The 15,888-nt window shown below is 65.2% G+C and carries 19 protein-coding genes; 12 read left to right on the top strand and 7 right to left on the bottom strand.

Going from position 1 to position 15,888, the window contains the following annotated elements:
* Positions 1–15 precede the first annotated feature (15 nt).
* A complete protein-coding gene (gene cobT, locus CK501_RS04095) occupies positions 16–1,065 on the top strand; it encodes a nicotinate-nucleotide--dimethylbenzimidazole phosphoribosyltransferase (RefSeq protein WP_332888969.1) in 1,050 nt (349 codons plus the stop codon).
* Entirely contained in the window at positions 1,058–1,690 is a 633-nt protein-coding gene (locus CK501_RS04090; protein WP_095616429.1) for a histidine phosphatase family protein, read from the top strand. The genes cobT and CK501_RS04090 overlap by 8 nt, the downstream gene beginning before the upstream one ends.
* Here the strand turns inward: CK501_RS04090 and cobU are convergent.
* From cobU to CK501_RS16670, 6 genes are read right to left on the bottom strand one after another with little or no spacing between them, the layout of a single operon-like run.
* Positions 1,653–2,195, bottom strand: a complete 543-nt coding sequence (gene cobU / locus CK501_RS04085) for a bifunctional adenosylcobinamide kinase/adenosylcobinamide-phosphate guanylyltransferase (RefSeq protein WP_095616428.1) — start codon at positions 2,193–2,195, stop codon at positions 1,653–1,655. The genes CK501_RS04090 and cobU overlap by 38 nt on opposite strands.
* Positions 2,192–2,980 carry an ABC transporter ATP-binding protein gene (locus tag CK501_RS04080; protein WP_095616427.1) on the bottom strand — a complete coding sequence of 263 codons (789 nt, stop codon included), beginning with the start codon at positions 2,978–2,980 and terminating at the stop codon, positions 2,192–2,194. Before CK501_RS04080 ends, cobU begins: the two co-directional genes overlap by 4 nt.
* Entirely contained in the window at positions 2,980–3,807 is an 828-nt protein-coding gene (locus tag CK501_RS04075; RefSeq protein WP_158223035.1) for a FecCD family ABC transporter permease, read from the bottom strand. The genes CK501_RS04080 and CK501_RS04075 overlap by 1 nt, the downstream gene beginning before the upstream one ends.
* Entirely contained in the window at positions 3,800–4,924 is a 1,125-nt protein-coding gene (locus CK501_RS04070) for a PilT/PilU family type 4a pilus ATPase (RefSeq protein ID WP_095616426.1), read from the bottom strand. Before CK501_RS04070 ends, CK501_RS04075 begins: the two co-directional genes overlap by 8 nt.
* 21 nt (positions 4,925–4,945) lie before the next feature.
* Complete coding sequence (locus CK501_RS04065) at positions 4,946–5,980, bottom strand: type IV pilus twitching motility protein PilT (RefSeq protein WP_095616425.1); 1,035 nt, start codon at positions 5,978–5,980, stop codon at positions 4,946–4,948.
* A 7-nt stretch (positions 5,981–5,987) separates the two neighbouring features.
* Positions 5,988–6,257 (bottom strand): hypothetical protein, encoded by a 270-nt coding sequence (locus CK501_RS16670; RefSeq protein ID WP_143421378.1) that lies wholly within the window; start codon positions 6,255–6,257, stop codon positions 5,988–5,990.
* Here CK501_RS16670 and CK501_RS04060 point away from each other — a divergent pair.
* The 10 genes from CK501_RS04060 to CK501_RS04015 all read left to right on the top strand — a co-directional run bounded on the left by CK501_RS04060 (position 6,247) and on the right by CK501_RS04015 (position 15,160).
* On the top strand, positions 6,247–6,951 hold the full coding sequence (locus CK501_RS04060) for a YggS family pyridoxal phosphate-dependent enzyme (protein ID WP_095616424.1): 705 nt from the start codon (positions 6,247–6,249) through the stop codon (positions 6,949–6,951). The genes CK501_RS16670 and CK501_RS04060 overlap by 11 nt on opposite strands.
* On the top strand, positions 6,951–7,793 hold the full coding sequence (gene proC, locus CK501_RS04055) for a pyrroline-5-carboxylate reductase (protein ID WP_095616423.1): 843 nt from the start codon (positions 6,951–6,953) through the stop codon (positions 7,791–7,793). Before CK501_RS04060 ends, proC begins: the two co-directional genes overlap by 1 nt.
* Before the next feature lie 184 nt (positions 7,794–7,977).
* Positions 7,978–8,538 carry a YggT family protein gene (locus tag CK501_RS04050; RefSeq protein WP_095616422.1) on the top strand — a complete coding sequence of 187 codons (561 nt, stop codon included), beginning with the start codon at positions 7,978–7,980 and terminating at the stop codon, positions 8,536–8,538.
* Between the two features lie 121 nt (positions 8,539–8,659).
* Entirely contained in the window at positions 8,660–10,594 is a 1,935-nt protein-coding gene (locus CK501_RS04045; protein ID WP_095616421.1) for a dynamin family protein, read from the top strand.
* Between the two features lie 69 nt (positions 10,595–10,663).
* A complete protein-coding gene (metX, locus tag CK501_RS04040; protein WP_095616420.1) occupies positions 10,664–11,821 on the top strand; it encodes a homoserine O-succinyltransferase MetX in 1,158 nt (385 codons plus the stop codon).
* Positions 11,811–12,404: a methionine biosynthesis protein MetW gene (gene metW, locus CK501_RS04035; RefSeq protein ID WP_095616419.1), complete on the top strand. Its 594-nt coding sequence runs from the start codon at positions 11,811–11,813 to the stop codon at positions 12,402–12,404. The genes metX and metW overlap by 11 nt, the downstream gene beginning before the upstream one ends.
* A gap of 13 nt (positions 12,405–12,417) precedes the next feature.
* Positions 12,418–12,870, top strand: coding sequence for a DUF4426 domain-containing protein (locus CK501_RS04030; protein ID WP_095616418.1), 453 nt, complete (start codon positions 12,418–12,420; stop codon positions 12,868–12,870).
* Positions 12,860–13,468 carry an RdgB/HAM1 family non-canonical purine NTP pyrophosphatase gene (gene rdgB / locus CK501_RS04025; RefSeq protein ID WP_095616417.1) on the top strand — a complete coding sequence of 203 codons (609 nt, stop codon included), beginning with the start codon at positions 12,860–12,862 and terminating at the stop codon, positions 13,466–13,468. Before CK501_RS04030 ends, rdgB begins: the two co-directional genes overlap by 11 nt.
* Positions 13,452–14,612, top strand: coding sequence for a radical SAM family heme chaperone HemW (hemW, locus tag CK501_RS04020; RefSeq protein WP_233128835.1), 1,161 nt, complete (start codon positions 13,452–13,454; stop codon positions 14,610–14,612). The genes rdgB and hemW overlap by 17 nt, the downstream gene beginning before the upstream one ends.
* Entirely contained in the window at positions 14,609–15,160 is a 552-nt protein-coding gene (locus CK501_RS04015) for a hypothetical protein (RefSeq protein WP_095616415.1), read from the top strand. Before hemW ends, CK501_RS04015 begins: the two co-directional genes overlap by 4 nt.
* On the opposite strand, the gene trmB is transcribed toward CK501_RS04015, so the two are convergent.
* Positions 15,154–15,858: a tRNA (guanosine(46)-N7)-methyltransferase TrmB gene (trmB, locus tag CK501_RS04010; protein WP_095616414.1), complete on the bottom strand. Its 705-nt coding sequence runs from the start codon at positions 15,856–15,858 to the stop codon at positions 15,154–15,156. The genes CK501_RS04015 and trmB overlap by 7 nt on opposite strands.
* Between the last annotated feature and the right edge of the window lie 30 nt (positions 15,859–15,888).

Raw genomic sequence — 15,888 nt, 5'->3', positions numbered from 1 at the left:
GCAATGCGATACTGAATGATGACCGACCCCTTCTGGCAGCTGCCCCTTCCGCAACCGTCCCGCGCCCACTATGACCGGGCCCTGGCCCGCCAGCAGCAGCTGACCAAGCCACCGGGCTCACTCGGGCAGCTGGAAGCACTGGCCTGCCACCTCTGTGCCCAGCAGCACCGCGACTGCCCGGCCGTGGACCGGGTGCACGTGGCGGTTTTCGCCGCGGATCACGGCATTGCGGCCGACGGGGTCTCGGCCTTTCCCCAGGAGGTGACGGCCCAGATGGTAGCCAACTTTGCGGCCGGCGGCGCGGCCATCAGCGTTCTGGCCCGCCAGCTGGGGGCTTCACTGGAAGTGGTCAATCTGGGCGTGGCCCACCCGCTGCCGGATGATCGGGGCGTGACGGACGAATGGATTGCGGCGGGCACCGGCAATCTCATGAAGGAACCCGCCATGACGGCGGAGCAGCTGGAACAGGCCCTGGAAGCCGGCGACCGCTCGGCGGCGCGCGCCTCGGAAGCTGGGGCGGAACTGTTCATCGGCGGTGACATGGGCATCGGCAATACCACCAGTGCCTCCGCCCTGGCCAGCCTGCTGCTCGGGGCCCGTGTGGAGGAGCTCGTTGGGCCTGGCACCGGGCTGGATGAGGTTGGCGTGGCCCGCAAGGCCCGCCGCATCCGGGCGGCCCTGCAGCGCCATGGCAGCGACACGGACCCCTTCAATGCCCTCGCCTCGCTCGGCGGCTTTGAGATCGCCGCGCTTGCCGGCGCCATGATCGGTGCCGCCCACCGCGGCATCCCGGTGCTGGTGGACGGATTCATCGTCACCGCGGCCGCCCTGGCCGCAACGCATCTGAGCCCGAACCTCATGGCCTGGCTGCATTTCTCCCACCAGTCCCGCGAGCCCGGCCACCGTTACCTGCTTGGCGCCATGGGGGCCACACCGGTTCTGGACCTGGACATGCGCCTGGGCGAAGGCAGCGGTGCCGCCGTGGCCGTTCCAGTGCTACGCTCTGCCTGTGCGCTCCACAATGAGATGGCAACCTTCACGGAAGCGGGAGTAAGCGATGGCTGACAGCGCCGAGCAAACGGGCACCTTTTTCGACCTGATCCGCCATGGCGAGCCGGAAGGGGGCCGCAAGTACCGCGGCCTGATCGATGACCCGCTGAGTGACCAGGGCTGGCAGCAGATGCAGGCCCAGGTTTTTGAATCGGATCAGTGGGATGCGGTTCTGACCTCACCCCTGAAACGCTGTGCCGATTTTGCCGCCTCGGTGGCCGAGGCCCGGGGCCTGCCCCTGCTGGAGGAGCCGGACCTGCGCGAGATGAGCTTTGGTGACTGGGACGGTCACACGCCGGAGGCGATCGCCCGGGAAACCCCGGAAGCGCTCAGGGCGTTCTGGCGGGACCCGGTCCACTGCCCTCCGCCGGGCGGCGAGAACATCGCCGTTTTCTACCGGCGGGTTGAGGGCGCCATGCTGCACTGGCGGGAACAGCTGGAAAACCAGCGCACACTGCTGGTCTGCCATGGCGGGGTGATCCGCATGATCCTGGGGATGGTCATGGCCACGCCGCTGGAGAACGCCATGGGCGCCGTGTCCGTGCCCTTTGCCTGCCGCAGCCGGATCCGGATGGACCGGATCGCGGAAACCAGCGAGTGGCTCAGCTGCCTGATTGCCCACCAGCCCGGGAACCCTTGAGGACCTGGGGCAGCCCGGCCACCGACAGCACCACCTGATCGCAGCGCTGGGCCAGCGCCTGGTTGAGCCAGCCCATTTCATCGCAGAAGCGGCGGGTCAGTGCGTCCATACCGATCACACCCAGCCCCACTTCGTTGCTGACGATCACCAGCGGCCCGGGGTAGCGTTCCAGCTGGACCAGAAAGGCCTCGCGCTCGCGTTCCAGCGCGCCCTCCTCTTCTCCCAGAAGGTTGCCCAGCCAGAGACTCATGCAGTCAATCAGCAGGCAGGGTGCTTCTTCCCGGTGTCTTGCCAGGACGCCGCCCAGCGCCACCGGCTCCTCATCCAGCCCCCAGTCCTCCGGGCGCCGCTGCTGGTGACGGGCGATCCGGTCGACCATTTCGCCGTCATCAGCAGTGGCCGTGGCCACGTACACCACAGGAAGGCCGCTGGCAGCCGCCTCGGCTTCGGCCAGGGCGCTCTTGCCTGAGCGGATACCGCCCAGGATCAGTGTCCGGTTGCTCATCGTCGGCTCCGTTTGCGGTGGCCCAGTGGCACCCAGAAGGGCGTCTCGTCCGAGCCGACTTCCTTCAGGGGGACCCCGTAGAGGTGTTCCAGCCGGTCCTCGGTCAGTAATTCCGCCGTATCACCGGCCTCCCAGGTGCCGTCAGCGTACAGCATCAGCAGGCGGTCCGCGTACTGGCTGGCGAGATTCACATCGTGCAGCGAGACCATGATCAGCCGCCCGTCATCCGCATAGCCACGGAAGCGGTCCATCAGGGCCACTTCGTGGCGCACGTCCAGGTGGTTGACGGGCTCATCCAGAAGCAGGGCGCCGGGCTCCTGCGCAAGAAGGGTGGCGATGGCCACACGGCGCTGCTCGCCGCCGGAGACCTGGTCGGCCCGCAACTCGGCAAATTCCAGGAGACCGGTTTCCGCCAGGGCGCGCTCAACCGCGTCGTGATCCTCCCGGCTCAGGGGCCGCCATGGCGGGCGGTGGGCATAGCGCCCGGCGCTGACCGTCTCGCGCACCGAATAGGGGAACGCCACGTCCTGGTGCTGGAGAAGCAGGCCGAGCCGGCGCGCCAGAACCTTGCGCGGCATACGCCGGAGATTCACGCCGTCCACCGCCACCTGCCCCGCGAGGGGCGGCCGAAGGCCCGCCAGGGTTGCCATGAGCGTGCTCTTACCAGAGCCGTTCTCACCCAGGACGGCCCAGAATTCCCCGGATCGGGCCTCCACCGTCACCGGCCTGGTGAGCCCCTGGCCGCGATGCCCGAAAACAAGCCCATCCAGCTGCAGTGATGCCATCAGCCACCGATCCTTGTTCGCTGCAGCATGTAGAGAAACACCGGAATGCCCACGATGGCCGAGAGAATGCCGACCGGAATCGACCCCGGGATCAGCGGCAGACCAGCGATTGCATTGAGGCCGGTGAGATAGATGCCACCCACCAGAACCGAGAACGGCAGCAGTATGCGGTGGCGTGCGCCCAGACGGAGCCGGACCAGGTGCGGTACCACCAGGCCGACGAACCCGATGGGCCCGGCCAGGGTCACCGCCAGGGCCGTCAGCACCGCCGCCAGCACGTAGCACACCAGGCGCACCCGGTGCACTTCCACGCCCAGCACAGCGGCCTGCTCGTCCCCCCGAACCAGCAGATCCAAGGCCGGGGCCATGACCCAGCCGGCCACCAGTGCCAGCGCCAGGGCGATCAGGCCCCACCAGGGGGAAATGGAACGGGTCAGGTCGCCCATCAGCCAGTAGAGCATCTCGTGCACGGAAGCGCTGGACTCCATTGCCAGCAGGAAGCTGATGACGGTGCTCCACCCGGCGGCCATCACGACCCCGGTCAGCAGCAGCCGTTCCCGGGGCACACGGGCATCACCGCCGCCGACCAGGAACACCACCGCCAGGGAAAAGAGACTGGTCACCAGCGCGGAACCGGAGATCCACCAGCCGCCCAGCCCGAGCAGCATGCAGGCCAGACCGGCACTGGCGGCCCCGCCGGAAACCCCGAGTACATAGGGCTCCGCCAGGGGCGTGCGCAGCAGCACCTGCATGAGCACACCGGCCATGGCCAGCATGCCCCCGACGGCAAACCCGGTCAGCACCTCCGCCAGCAGGGCGTTACCCATCGTCCTGGATGGAGAGCTTGTCCACCGAGCTGGAAAGCTCATCCGCCGTGGCCGCATCGGCACCGAGCTTGATCATCAGGCGCAGATCGTTGGCCGAGTCCGCGTGGGCCAGGGCATCCTTGTAGGTGATCCGGCCGTCGGCGTAGTGGTGGTACAGCGCCTGATCGAAGGTCTGCATGCCCGCCTCGCCGGATTTGGTCATCAGGTCCTTGAGCTTGTCCACCTCGCCCTTGCGGATCATGTCCTGGGCCAGCGGCGTATTGATCAGCACCTCGATCGCCGCGACCCGGCCGTTGCCGTCGGGCGTGGGGATGAGCTGCTGGGCCACGATGGCCTTGAGGTTGAGCGACAGGTCCATCCAGATCTGGTTGTGCACTTCCGGGTTGAAGAAGTTGATGATCCGGTCCAGCGCCTGGTTGGCGTTGTTGGCGTGCAGCGTGGCCAGGCACAGGTGCCCGGTCTCGGCGAAGGTGACGGCGTATTCCATGGTCTTGGCGGTACGCACCTCACCGATCAGGATCACATCCGGCGCCTGGCGCAGGGTGTTCTTGAGCGCGGTCTCAAACGAGTCCGTATCCACCCCCACCTCGCGCTGGGTCACGATGCAGCCCCGGTGCTGGTGGATGAACTCGATGGGGTCTTCCACTGACACAATGTGCCCGCGGCTGTTCTGGTTGCGGTAGCCGAGCATTGCCGCCAGCGAGGTGGACTTACCCGTACCGGTGGCCCCCACGAAGATGATCAGGCCCCGCTTGGTCATGGCCAGCTCACTGATGATGTCGGGCAGGCCCAGATCATCCAGCTGGGGAATCTCGGTCTCGATCCGGCGCAGCACCATGCCGCACAGGTTGCGCTGGAAGAAGGCGCTGACACGGAAGCGCCCGATACCCCGGGCACTGAGCGCGTAGTTGCATTCGTTGTTCTCGTCGAACTCCCGCGCCTGCTTGTCCGTCATTGAGCCGTACACCAGCTCCCGGGTTTTCTCCGGCGTCAGGGGGTCCTTGGTGATCGGCACGATGCGCCCGTTGATCTTCACGCTCGGTGGCACACCCGTGGTAATGAACAGGTCCGAGCCGTTCTTGTCGACCACAACCTTGAGCAGTTTTTCGAGTTCCATGACCTTATTCCCCGCCCGTTATCAGAAATTGTCCGGCATCTTGGCCTTGGCCTGGGCCTCTTCGCGGGTGATGGTGCCCTTCTGAAGCAGGTTCTGCAGGTGCTGGTCCAGGGTCTGCATGCCCAGCTGGCCGCCCGTCTGGATGGCGGAGTACATCTGCGCCACCTTGTCCTCGCGGATCAGGTTCCGGATCGCCGAGTTGCCGATCATGATCTCGTGCGCGGCAACCCGGCCGCCACCGTTTTTCTTCAGCAGTGCCTGGGAGACCACCGCCTGCAGGGATTCCGACAGCATCGAGCGTACCATGGCCTTTTCCTCAGCCGGGAATACGTCCACTACGCGGTCGATGGTTTTGGCCGCGGAGGTGGTGTGCAGGGTGCCGAATACCAGGTGGCCGGTCTCAGCCGCGGTCAGGGCCAGACGGATGGTCTCGAGGTCCCGCAGCTCGCCGACCAGGATGATGTCGGGGTCCTCACGCAGCGCGGAACGCAGGGATTCATTGAAACCGAGTGTGTCGCGGTGTACTTCCCGCTGGTTCATCAGGCACTTCTTGGAGTCGTGCACGAACTCGATCGGGTCCTCGATGGTGAGGATGTGGTCGTACCGGGTTTCGTTGATGTAGTCGATCATCGCGGCCAGCGTGGTGGACTTACCCGAACCGGTGGGGCCGGTGACCAGCACCAGGCCGCGCGGGTTGGAGGAGATGTCCTTGAACACCTGGCCCATGCCGAGGTCTTCCATGGTCAGGACTTTGGATGGGATGGTCCGGAAGACGGCGCCGGCGCCGCGGTTCTGGTTGAAGACGTTGACACGGAAGCGGGCGACGCCGGGGACTTCGAAGGAGAAGTCGGTCTCGAGGAACTCTTCGTAGTCCTTGCGCTGCTTGTCGTTCATGATGTCGTAGATGAGCCGGTGCACTTCCTTGTGCTCCATGGGCGGGAGGTTGATTCTCCGGACATCGCCGTCGACCCGGATCATGGGGGGGAGGCCGGCGGAGAGGTGGAGGTCGGATGCGCCCTGTTTGGCGGAGAACGCAAGCAGTTCGGTTATATCCATGGTGCCCTCAGACAGAACATCGCAGAAAGACTTCGGGTTTTGTTGCAGCGATGAGGTTGGCAGGCCTTTCCGGGAAACGCTGTGAATACTTCCCTGTACGCTGCTCTTCCGCCATCCATGGCTCCAGAGCTTCCCGGAAAGGCCTGCCAACCTCACCGCCTACGGACGTCACGAAAACGCCCAAAACAACCAAGTATTCGTCGTGCTTGGTTTTTACAGGGGCAGACGTTACTTTATGAGCCGTCACATTCCCCCGGGCAGAGCCAATGATCAGCATAGCAGAGAACCTCGAAAAGGCAGCCACGCGCATCCGTTCCGCAGCCGAGGAGGCCGGGCGGGATCCGTCGGGGGTCCAGTTGCTGGCCGTGTCCAAGACCAAGCCTGCGGAGCTGCTGCGGGAGGCGGCGAACGCGGGTCAGAAGGCGTTTGGCGAGAACTACATCCAGGAGGCGCTGGATAAGATTGAGGCGCTTTCGGATCTGCCGGGGCTGGAGTGGCATTTTATTGGGCCGTTGCAGTCGAACAAGACGCGCCCGGTGGCGGAGCATTTCAGTTGGGTTCACAGCATTGATCGCGCCAAGGTGGCGCGGCGGCTGAGTGAGCAGCGGCCTGAGGGCATGGCGCCGCTGAACCTTTGTATTCAGGTCAATATCGATGATGAACCGACCAAATCCGGCGTGCGTCCGGAGGAGGTGCCGGGGCTGGCGCAGGAGCTGAGTGGGCTTGAAGGGTGCCGGTTGCGGGGGCTGATGGCGATTCCGGACCCGGCCAATCCGGCGGCGGTGCAGCGTGAGCGTTTCCGTGAACTGGCCGGTTTGCTGGCTGAGGTAAGGCGCGGCGTGGATAATGGGGCTCTGGACACTCTGTCCATGGGCATGTCCGGCGACCTGGAAGCCGCCATCGCCGAGGGCGCGACCATCGTGCGCCTGGGCACTGCCCTTTTCGGACCCCGCGACTACGAGGCTCAGTGATGCAACAGGATCCGCAGCAACCCGCCATTTCGTTCATCGGCGCCGGCAACATGGCCCGCGCCATCCTGGGGGGTCTGGTCGCCAACGGCTATGATCCTTCGCGGATCTGGGCCAGCGCGCCGGAGGACAAGCACCTTCAGAGCCTGCGCGACGACTTCGGTATCTATACCACCACGGACAACCGCCACTGCGCCAGCCAGGCGGACATCCTGATCCTGGCGGTCAAGCCCCAGATCATGGCGGAGGCCTGCCAGGACATTGCCAGCGTGGTCCAGAATACCCGCCCCCTGGCTGTCTCCATCGCCGCCGGCCTGGACTCGGAAACCATCGGTAACTGGCTTGGTGGTGATGTGCCAATGGTCCGCTGTATGCCCAACACGCCGTCACTGGTCGGCAAGGGCGCGACCGCGCTCTATGCCACGGACGGCGTCTCCCGGGAACAGCGTGACACCGTGACTGATATCTTCAGCAGTATCGGCCTCGCCGTCTGGCTCGAGCAGGAAGAAGAGATGCACGCCGTCACCGCCCTCTCCGGCAGCGGCCCCGCCTATTGCTATCTGTTGGTGGAGTCCATGGAAGCGGCGGCGATCGACGCCGGCGTACACCCGGACACCGCCCGTCAGCTTGCCATCCAGACCATGGCGGGCGCCGCGGAGATGTGCTCACGGGGCGACGAAGCCCCCGATCAGCTGCGCCGCAACGTCATGTCCCCCGGCGGCACCACGGAGCAGGCGGTTGATGCTCTCGAGAAAGGTGGCCTGCGGGACATCGTGAAAAAGGCGTTCAATGCGGCTAAGACGCGTTCGGCGGAGCTGTCGGAGCAGTTGAAAAAAGCTTTATAATCCAACCAGCTGGCAACAACACAGAGGAGAGGCCGGGAGTGCTGTATGGGAAGCTCTGGAGCCATGGATGGCGGAAGAGCAGCGTACAGGGATGTATTCACAGCGTTTCCCATACAGCACTCCCGGCCTCTCCTCGTCTGAATGAGACAACGACCCAAAGCACCCAACTGGAGTAAACAACACAATGGGCACCGAAATCCTGGTTTCATCCCTCCAGATGCTCACCACCTTCTACCTGACACTGCTGATCCTCCGGTTCCTGTTCCAGCTCTGTCAGGTGGACTTCTTCAACCCCATCAGCCAGTTCATCGCCAAGGCCACCAATCCGGTCACCGATCCCGTGCGCAAGGTGGTCCCGCCGGTCAAGCGCTTTGACGGCGCCTCGCTGATTGTTGCCATCCTTTTCCAGGCCCTCATGTACCTGATCATCCTCAGCCTCGCCGGCTACGCCTTCCCGCCGCTGGCACTGCTGGTCTGGGGGCTGCTCAAGGTGATCAGCCTGGTGCTGACCATCTACTTCTTCGCCATCATCGGCATGATCGTGATCAGCTGGCTGGCGCCCGGCAATCCCCACCCCGGCATCCAGATCATCCACCAGATCACCGAGCCCATCATGGCGCCGTTCCGCAACCTGCTGCCCCCCATGGGCGGACTTGATCTGTCGCCGATCCTGGTCTTCCTGGTGCTGAACATGGTCCAGGTGGTCATGAGCAATCTCCAGCAGGCCGCCGGCATGCCGTTCTGACGACTCCGCGTATTCAAACCGAAACATAAAGGCACAGGGGCATTACATGCCCCTCTTCCAGGGACGTTCTATACTTCCGCAAAATCCCGTCAAACGGATTACGGAAGCTCAGGGGCCCACGATGGCAGATGCAGTTACCCTCACGGATCAGGTTGAGGCCTACCACAGCTGGAAAAAGGAACTGGTCCGGAACATCACACGTTACCGGCGCTGGCTCCAGTTCAACGAGCTGCTTGAGGGGGATATTGAACGCCACCTCCAGCGCAGCATCCGCCTCCTGGTGGAGGACGAACTGACCATCGCCTTTGTGGGCGAATATTCCCGGGGCAAGACCGAGCTGATCAATGCCCTTTTCTTCGCCGGTCACGGTCAGCGGCTGCTGCCCTCTGAGGCCGGGCGTACCACCATGTGCCCCACGGAGCTGTTCTACGACCGGCACGCCCGCACCAGTTACCTGATGCTGCTGCCCATCGAGACCCGCAACGGCGCCATGTCCCTGCAGCAGCTGCGTCATGAATCGGGTGCCTGGGAGACCGTGGCACTTGACCCGGCCGACACGGAGACCATGGCGGCCACACTCGCCCGGGTTGCCGAGACGCGCACTGTCCCGCGCGCCGAGGCGGCGGATCTGGGCTTCAACGATGCCATGCTTGACGCCTCTCCGGACGACCCCACGCAGGTGCTCATTCCCGCCTGGCGCCATGCCCTGATCAGCCTCCAGCATCCGATCCTTGAGCGCGGCCTGCGAATCTTGGACACCCCGGGCCTCAATGCGCTGGGTTCGGAACCGGAGCTGACCGTCTCCATGCTGCCCTCGACCCAGGCGGTGGTCTTCCTGCTGGCGGCGGATGCCGGCGTCACGGCCAGCGATATGACCATCTGGCGTGAGCATATCGACACCCGGGATGCGGACCACCGTGCCGGGCGCTTCGCGATTCTCAACAAGATCGATGTGCTGTGGGATGACCCTTCCGGCAGTGACCATACCGGCAATGCCATTGAGCGTGTGCGCGAGACCACGGCCCGCCAGCTTGGCCTCGGCATGGAGGACGTGCTGCCTGTCTCCGCCAAACAGGGTCTGCTGGCTCGCATCCGCGATGACGACGGGCTGCGCCGCAAAAGCGGCGTGGCGCAACTGGAGGAGCTGGTCAGTGAACGCATCCTCGGGCGCCGGGAACAGCTGATCAGCGGCGAACTGGTCTCTGATCTGCGCTCCATGATCCGCTCCAACCAGGCGGAGCTGGAGAACCAGCAGGCATCACTGGCTGCAGAACTCGAGCTCCTGGAGGCCCAGGGCACCGACCGCCAGGAAATCGCTGAGCTGGCGGAGAAGACCCGGCACGACTATGACTTCTTCAACCGCCGGCTGATCACCCTGAAATCCAGCCGGCGCCTCATGGCCTCCCAGGGCGATATGCTGCGGCGCATTCTCAACCCCGAGCGTTTTGAGCAGCACGCTGAACGCACCCGCCAGCGCCTGGAAGGCAGCTGGACCACCCCGGGGCTGGCCAGTGCCATGAATGCCCTTTTCGAGGTGCTGGAGAACGACTTCAACAACCTGATGGCGGAAGGCCGTCGGGCGGAGAAGATGGTGGGATCCATCTACCGCCGCCATACGAGCGGCGACGATGACCGCACGCTGGAGCCGGTGCCGCTGCGCCTGGGCCGGCACCTGATTGCCCTGCGCGACCTGCGCAGCCGCGCGGATCGCTTCCGCCGGGACCCACGCTCGCTGCTGATGCAGCAGAGCCGGCTGATCCAGCAGTTCCTGACCACCATTGTCAGCGAGGCCCGCCAGATCATCCACCGCACCATGCAGGACATTGACCGCTGGCCGGGCGAGGCCCTGATGCCCCTTCTGCAGCACACCCAGCAGCAGAAACAGCGCCTTGAGAGCCAGTTCCAGCGTCTGCGCCATATTGTGGACGATGAGAAGGAACTGAAGGCCGAAGCGGACAAGCTGCGACAGCAGCGCGGGACCCTGGATCAGCAGTTGCGTGTGGCGCGAAAACTGGAGGAACGTATCGCGCCGCCTCCCGGCGCACAGTTGCCTTAGGGCTGCCCCCTCGATACACTGCCCGGCCTGACCGGAACCGTCCATCACCGAAGGATCCTTTTCGCATTCATGGCTGCTGAATCCCAGGCCGCCGACTCGGTGGGCATTGTCGAACCACAGAGCCTGCACTTCCCGGAGCCCATCCGGCTGGAGTCCGGCCATACCCTGCCGGAATTCAATCTGGTGTTTGAGACCTATGGCACCCTGAACGCGGATGCCAGCAACGCGGTGCTCATCTGTCACGCCCTGAGCGGCCATCATCACGCCGCCGGCTATCATTCCCGTGAAGACCGCAAGCCCGGCTGGTGGGATGCCTGCATCGGCCCCGGCAAGCCCATCGATACCAACAAATTCTTCGTGGTGTGCCCGAACAACCTCGGTGGCTGCCACGGCAGCACCGGCCCGGCGTCCGAGAACCCCGATACAGGCCGGCCCTACGGGCCCGATTTCCCGGTGATCACGGTCCGGGACTGGGTCAAGAGCCAGGCCCGGCTGGCCGACCGCCTCGGCATTGACCAGTGGGCCGCGGTGATCGGTGGGTCACTCGGTGGCATGCAGGCACTCGACTGGGCCATCCACTACCCGGAGCGTATCCGCCATGCCGTGGTGATCGCCGCCACCCCCAGGCTGACCGCCCAGAACATCGCCTTCAACGAGGTGGCCAGGCGCGCCATCACCTCGGATCCGGAATTCCACGAAGGGCGCTACCTGGAAAACAACGCCATCCCCCAGCGCGGACTGATGCTCGCGCGCATGGTCGGGCATATCACCTATCTATCCGACGTCTCCATGGGGGAGAAGTTCGGCCGGGAGCTGCGCGACCACGCCTATCACTTCGGCTTCGATGTCGAATTCCAGGTGGAGAGCTACCTGCAGTACCAGGGGGTACGCTTCTCCGAGTCCTTTGATGCCAATACCTATCTGCTGATGACGCGCGCCCTGGACTATTTCGACCCGGCGCGGGAATTCGGCAACGACCTGACCCGCGCCATGGCCGAGGCCCGCTGCCGCTTCCTGGTGCTGTCGTTCAGCTCCGACTGGCGCTTTGCCCCGGAGCACTCCCAGAAGCTGGTCAACGCCATGGTCGATGCCCGGCGCGACGTCAGCTACGCGGAGATCGACTCCGACTGGGGCCACGATGCCTTCCTGGTGCCCAACGAGCGCTACGAGAGCCTGTTCCGGGCCTACATGAACCGGGTGGCAAAGGAGCACGGCGATGCGGGCTGATCTCAAGCTGATCGAACCCTGGGTGGCCCCCGGCTCCCGCGTGCTCGACCTGGGCTGTGGTGACGGCACCCTGATGGACTACCTCCAGCGCGAGAAGAGCGTTGTCGGTTACGGGCTGGAGATCAACCCGGACTACATCGAGGAGTGCGTGCGCAAGGGCGTGAACGTGATCGAACAGGACCTGGATGAGGACCGGCTGCACAGCTTCCGGGACCAGACCTTCGACACCGTGATCATGACCCAGGCCCTTCAGGCCGTGCGCCGCCCCGACCGCGCCCTGACGGAAATGCTGCGCCTCGGTCGTGAAGGCATCGTGACCTTCCCCAACTTCGGCTACTGGCGCCTGCGGCTGCACCAGCTGTGGAACGGGCGCATGCCCATGTCCAGCACCCTGCCGCACACATGGTACAATACGCCCAATATTCACCTGTGCACGGTGCGCGATTTTGAGGCGCTGTGCCAGGAGCACCGGATCCGTATCAAGGATCGGACGGTGGTGGACAACGCTCACCGTTCCCGCTGGTACAACCGGCTCTGGCCCAACTTCCTGGGGCAGATCGCGGTCTATCGCGTCACCCGCTGACGGAGGTCATCCCATGGCAAAACGTCTCCTGGCCCTTGCCCTGCTGCTTGCCAGCCCGCTCGCCCATGCGCTACCCGACGAGAACCAGGGCATCACCGAGTTCGACAACTACCGGGTTCACTACTCCGTCATCCCGTCGACCTTCCTGGAAAAGAAGGTCGCCCGGGAATATGACCTGACCCGCAGCCGTTCCGTTGGCCTTCTCAATGTCGCGGTCCATAAGACCTCCGGGGACGATGCCCCCAAGCCCATCACGGCTCAGGTCAAGGGCACCTTCACCAATGAGGCCCGCCAGACCAAGGAGCTGTCCTTCCGGCGCGTGCAGGAGGGTGACGCCGTCTATTACCTCGCCCAGTTCCAGTACCGCCAGGGTGAGCTCCTGATTTTTGAGCTTGAACCGGCCCCCTACGGGGATGCCAAAACCCTGCCGGTGCGTTTCTCCCGGGAGCTCTATGATGACGAGTGATCGCCACTGGGTGCTGGCCAGCAACAACGCCGGCAAGATCGCCGAGTTCAACCGGCTGCTCCAGCCCTGGGGCATAGAGGTCAGCGCGCAGAAGGACCTGGGCGTGGACTCGCCCGAGGAGACCGCCACCACCTTCGTGGAGAACGCGCTGATCAAGGCCCGCCATGCCGCGCGCATCAGTGGCCTGCCGGCACTCGCGGATGATTCCGGGCTGGCGGTGGATGCCCTGGGCGGCGCCCCCGGTGTCTATTCCGCCCGCTATGCGGGCGAGCCGGCGGACGATGACGCCAACAACCGCAAACTGCTGGATGCCCTGGCCAACGTGCCGGATGCCGAACGCACCGCCCGCTTCCACTGCGTACTGGTGCTGATGCGTTCCGCCGAGGACCCCATTCCCATGATCTGCCACGGCCAGTGGCCTGGCCGGATCGCCCGAGAAACGGCCGGGGGTGGTGGCTTCGGCTATGACCCACTGTTCCTAGTGCCGGAAGAAGGCTGCACTGCCGCCGAACTGCCAGCGCAGCGCAAGGCCCAGGTCAGTCACCGCGGCCGTGCCATGGCCGAGCTCAGGGAGCGCCTTGGTGACAGCGTCGCCTGAAGCTTTCACCGCCCCGCCGCTGACGCTCTACGTGCATACGCCCTGGTGCGTGCGCAAGTGCCCGTACTGCGACTTCAACTCCCATACGGCGCCGCAGACGATCCCGGAGGACGACTACCTGGACGCCCTGCTGGCGGATCTGGATGCGGACCTGACGACACCGGAACCCCGCCCCATTGAAGCCATTTTCATTGGCGGCGGCACGCCCTCGCTCATGTCGCCAGGGTTCTACGAACGGCTTTTCGAGGCGCTGGCACGCCGCCTGGATCTGTCCCGGCTCGACGAAGTCACGCTGGAGGCCAACCCCGGCACCGTGGAGGAAGCCCGTTTCACCGGCTTCCGCCGGGCGGGCATCAACCGGCTGTCACTGGGGGTCCAGAGCTTTGACCCCGCGCACCTGGAGCGCCTCGGCCGCATCCATGACGGCGATGACGCCTCGCGCGCGGTGACGGCGGCCCAGGCCGCGGGTTTCGAACGCATCAACATCGACCTGATGCACGGCCTCCCGCAACAGACACCGGAACAGGCAGTGACGGACCTGCGGACCGCCCTGGCCTTCAACACGGGCCATATCTCCTGGTACCAGCTCACCATTGAGCCCAACACGGTATTCCACTCGCAGCCGCCCACGCTGCCGGACGAGGACACCCTGGCCACCATCCAGGAGGCCGGCGAAGCCTGCCTGCAGGAACACGGGCTGCAGCGCTATGAGGTCTCGGCCTGGTCGCGCCCTGGCGAGGAATGCCGGCACAACCTGAACTACTGGCGCTTCGGGGACTATCTGGCCATCGGCGCCGGCGGCCACGGCAAGCTGACCCACCCGGGAGCCGACCGGATCACGCGCTACTGGAAGACCCGCCGGCCCGAGGACTACCTCAACCGCATCGGCAGCCGCACCGCCGGCCGCCAGGAGCTGGAACACGAGGATCGCCCGCTGGAGTTCCTGCTGAATACCCTGCGGCTGAGCGCCGGTGTGCCGACCTCTTCCTTCCCGGCGCGAACCGGCCTACCCTTGGAGCGCATCCATGATCAGCTCGAACAGCTCCGCAGGCGCGGGTTGCTGGTGGCGGATGAACAGCGCCTGGCCGTGACCGACCAGGGCCAGCGCTTCCTGAACGATGTGCTGGAGGCCTTCGTGCCATGAAACTCTTCGGCGTGGAACCCCGACCCTGGTCCCACAGGCTGCGCTGGCTGGCCCTGCTCACCGGTGCGGCACTGGTGGCGGTGATGCTCACCAACCAGTACCTGGCGAGCCCCGAGATTCCCCAGCATGTCATGAGCTATGAGCTGGCGGATGAGCCGGAACGCGCCGAGCGGCTGCACCGCCAGTGGCAGCGTAACCACACGCCCCTGCCGGAGCTCACCCTCTGGGTGGATTTCGTGTTCATCGGGCTCTACGCGGTTTTCCTGGTGGCCCTGGCCAACCACTTCCTGTACGACCGTCCGGGGATCCGGGAACGCAAGGCCGGACGCCTCGCAAAGGTTCTGCTGGTGGTCGGTGCCCTGGGCGATGCGGCGGAGAACGCCTTCCTGATCACCGCGATCCACCAGCCGGAAACCGAACTCTGGCCACCCATGGCCACCGTCGCCACCCTGGTCAAGTTCACCGGGCTGCTGGTGGGCGGCGCCTGCCTTCTGGTGGTCCGGGCCGCCCGGCGCCAGCCGGTGCAGCCTGAAGACTGGCGTCACTGACGCTCGAACAGCATATCGGCCACGCCGTGGCCACGGGCCTCGCCCCGCTTCTCGAACTTGGTCAGTGGCCGGTCCGCCGGGCGCGGCACCGTGGTGCCATCGTCTGACAGGTTCCGGTAGCCCGGGGCCTCGTTCATGACCTCCAGAATGTGCTCGGCGTAGGGCTCCCAGTCCGTGGCGATGTGCAGCAGGCCACCGGGGCGGATGTATCGGTGCAGCGTCGCCACGAACGCCGGCTGGATCAGGCGGCGCTTGTGGTGCTTCTTCTTGGGCCAGGGGTCCGGGAACAGGATCAGTGCCCGGTCCAGGCTGGCTTCCGGAATCGCCTCGCTGAGCACGTCCAGGGCATCCGCCCGGTAGAGGCGGATGTTGTCCAGACCGCGCGTTTCCATCTCCATCAGCAGTGCACCGCAGCCCGGCTTGTGCACCTCCACGCCGATGAAATCCTGTTCCGGCGCCGCCTCGGCCATTTCGGCCAGCGATTGCCCCATGCCGAAACCAATTTCCAGGTTCAGGGGGGCATGACGACCGAACAGCTGCTCACGGTCAATCACGCCATCCGCCAGGCTGAGCCCATAGCGCGGCCAGAGCCGATCCCAGGCGTTCTGCTGACCACGGGTCATGCGCCCGGCGCGCAGCACGAAACTGCGCACGGACCGCTCCTTGCTGCGGGCCAGGTCGTCGCTGGAATCAGTCATGGGGCCTCCGGCTCTGGGGTTTGGGCCACG

Origin of the sequence: Halovibrio salipaludis, assembly GCF_002286965.1 — a bacterium.
In the GTDB taxonomy this organism is placed as follows: Bacteria; Pseudomonadota; Gammaproteobacteria; order Pseudomonadales; family Oleiphilaceae; genus Halospina; species Halospina salipaludis.
The sequence above is the reverse complement of the archived record's forward strand: the minus strand, read 5'-3'. Positions and strand labels throughout refer to the sequence as shown.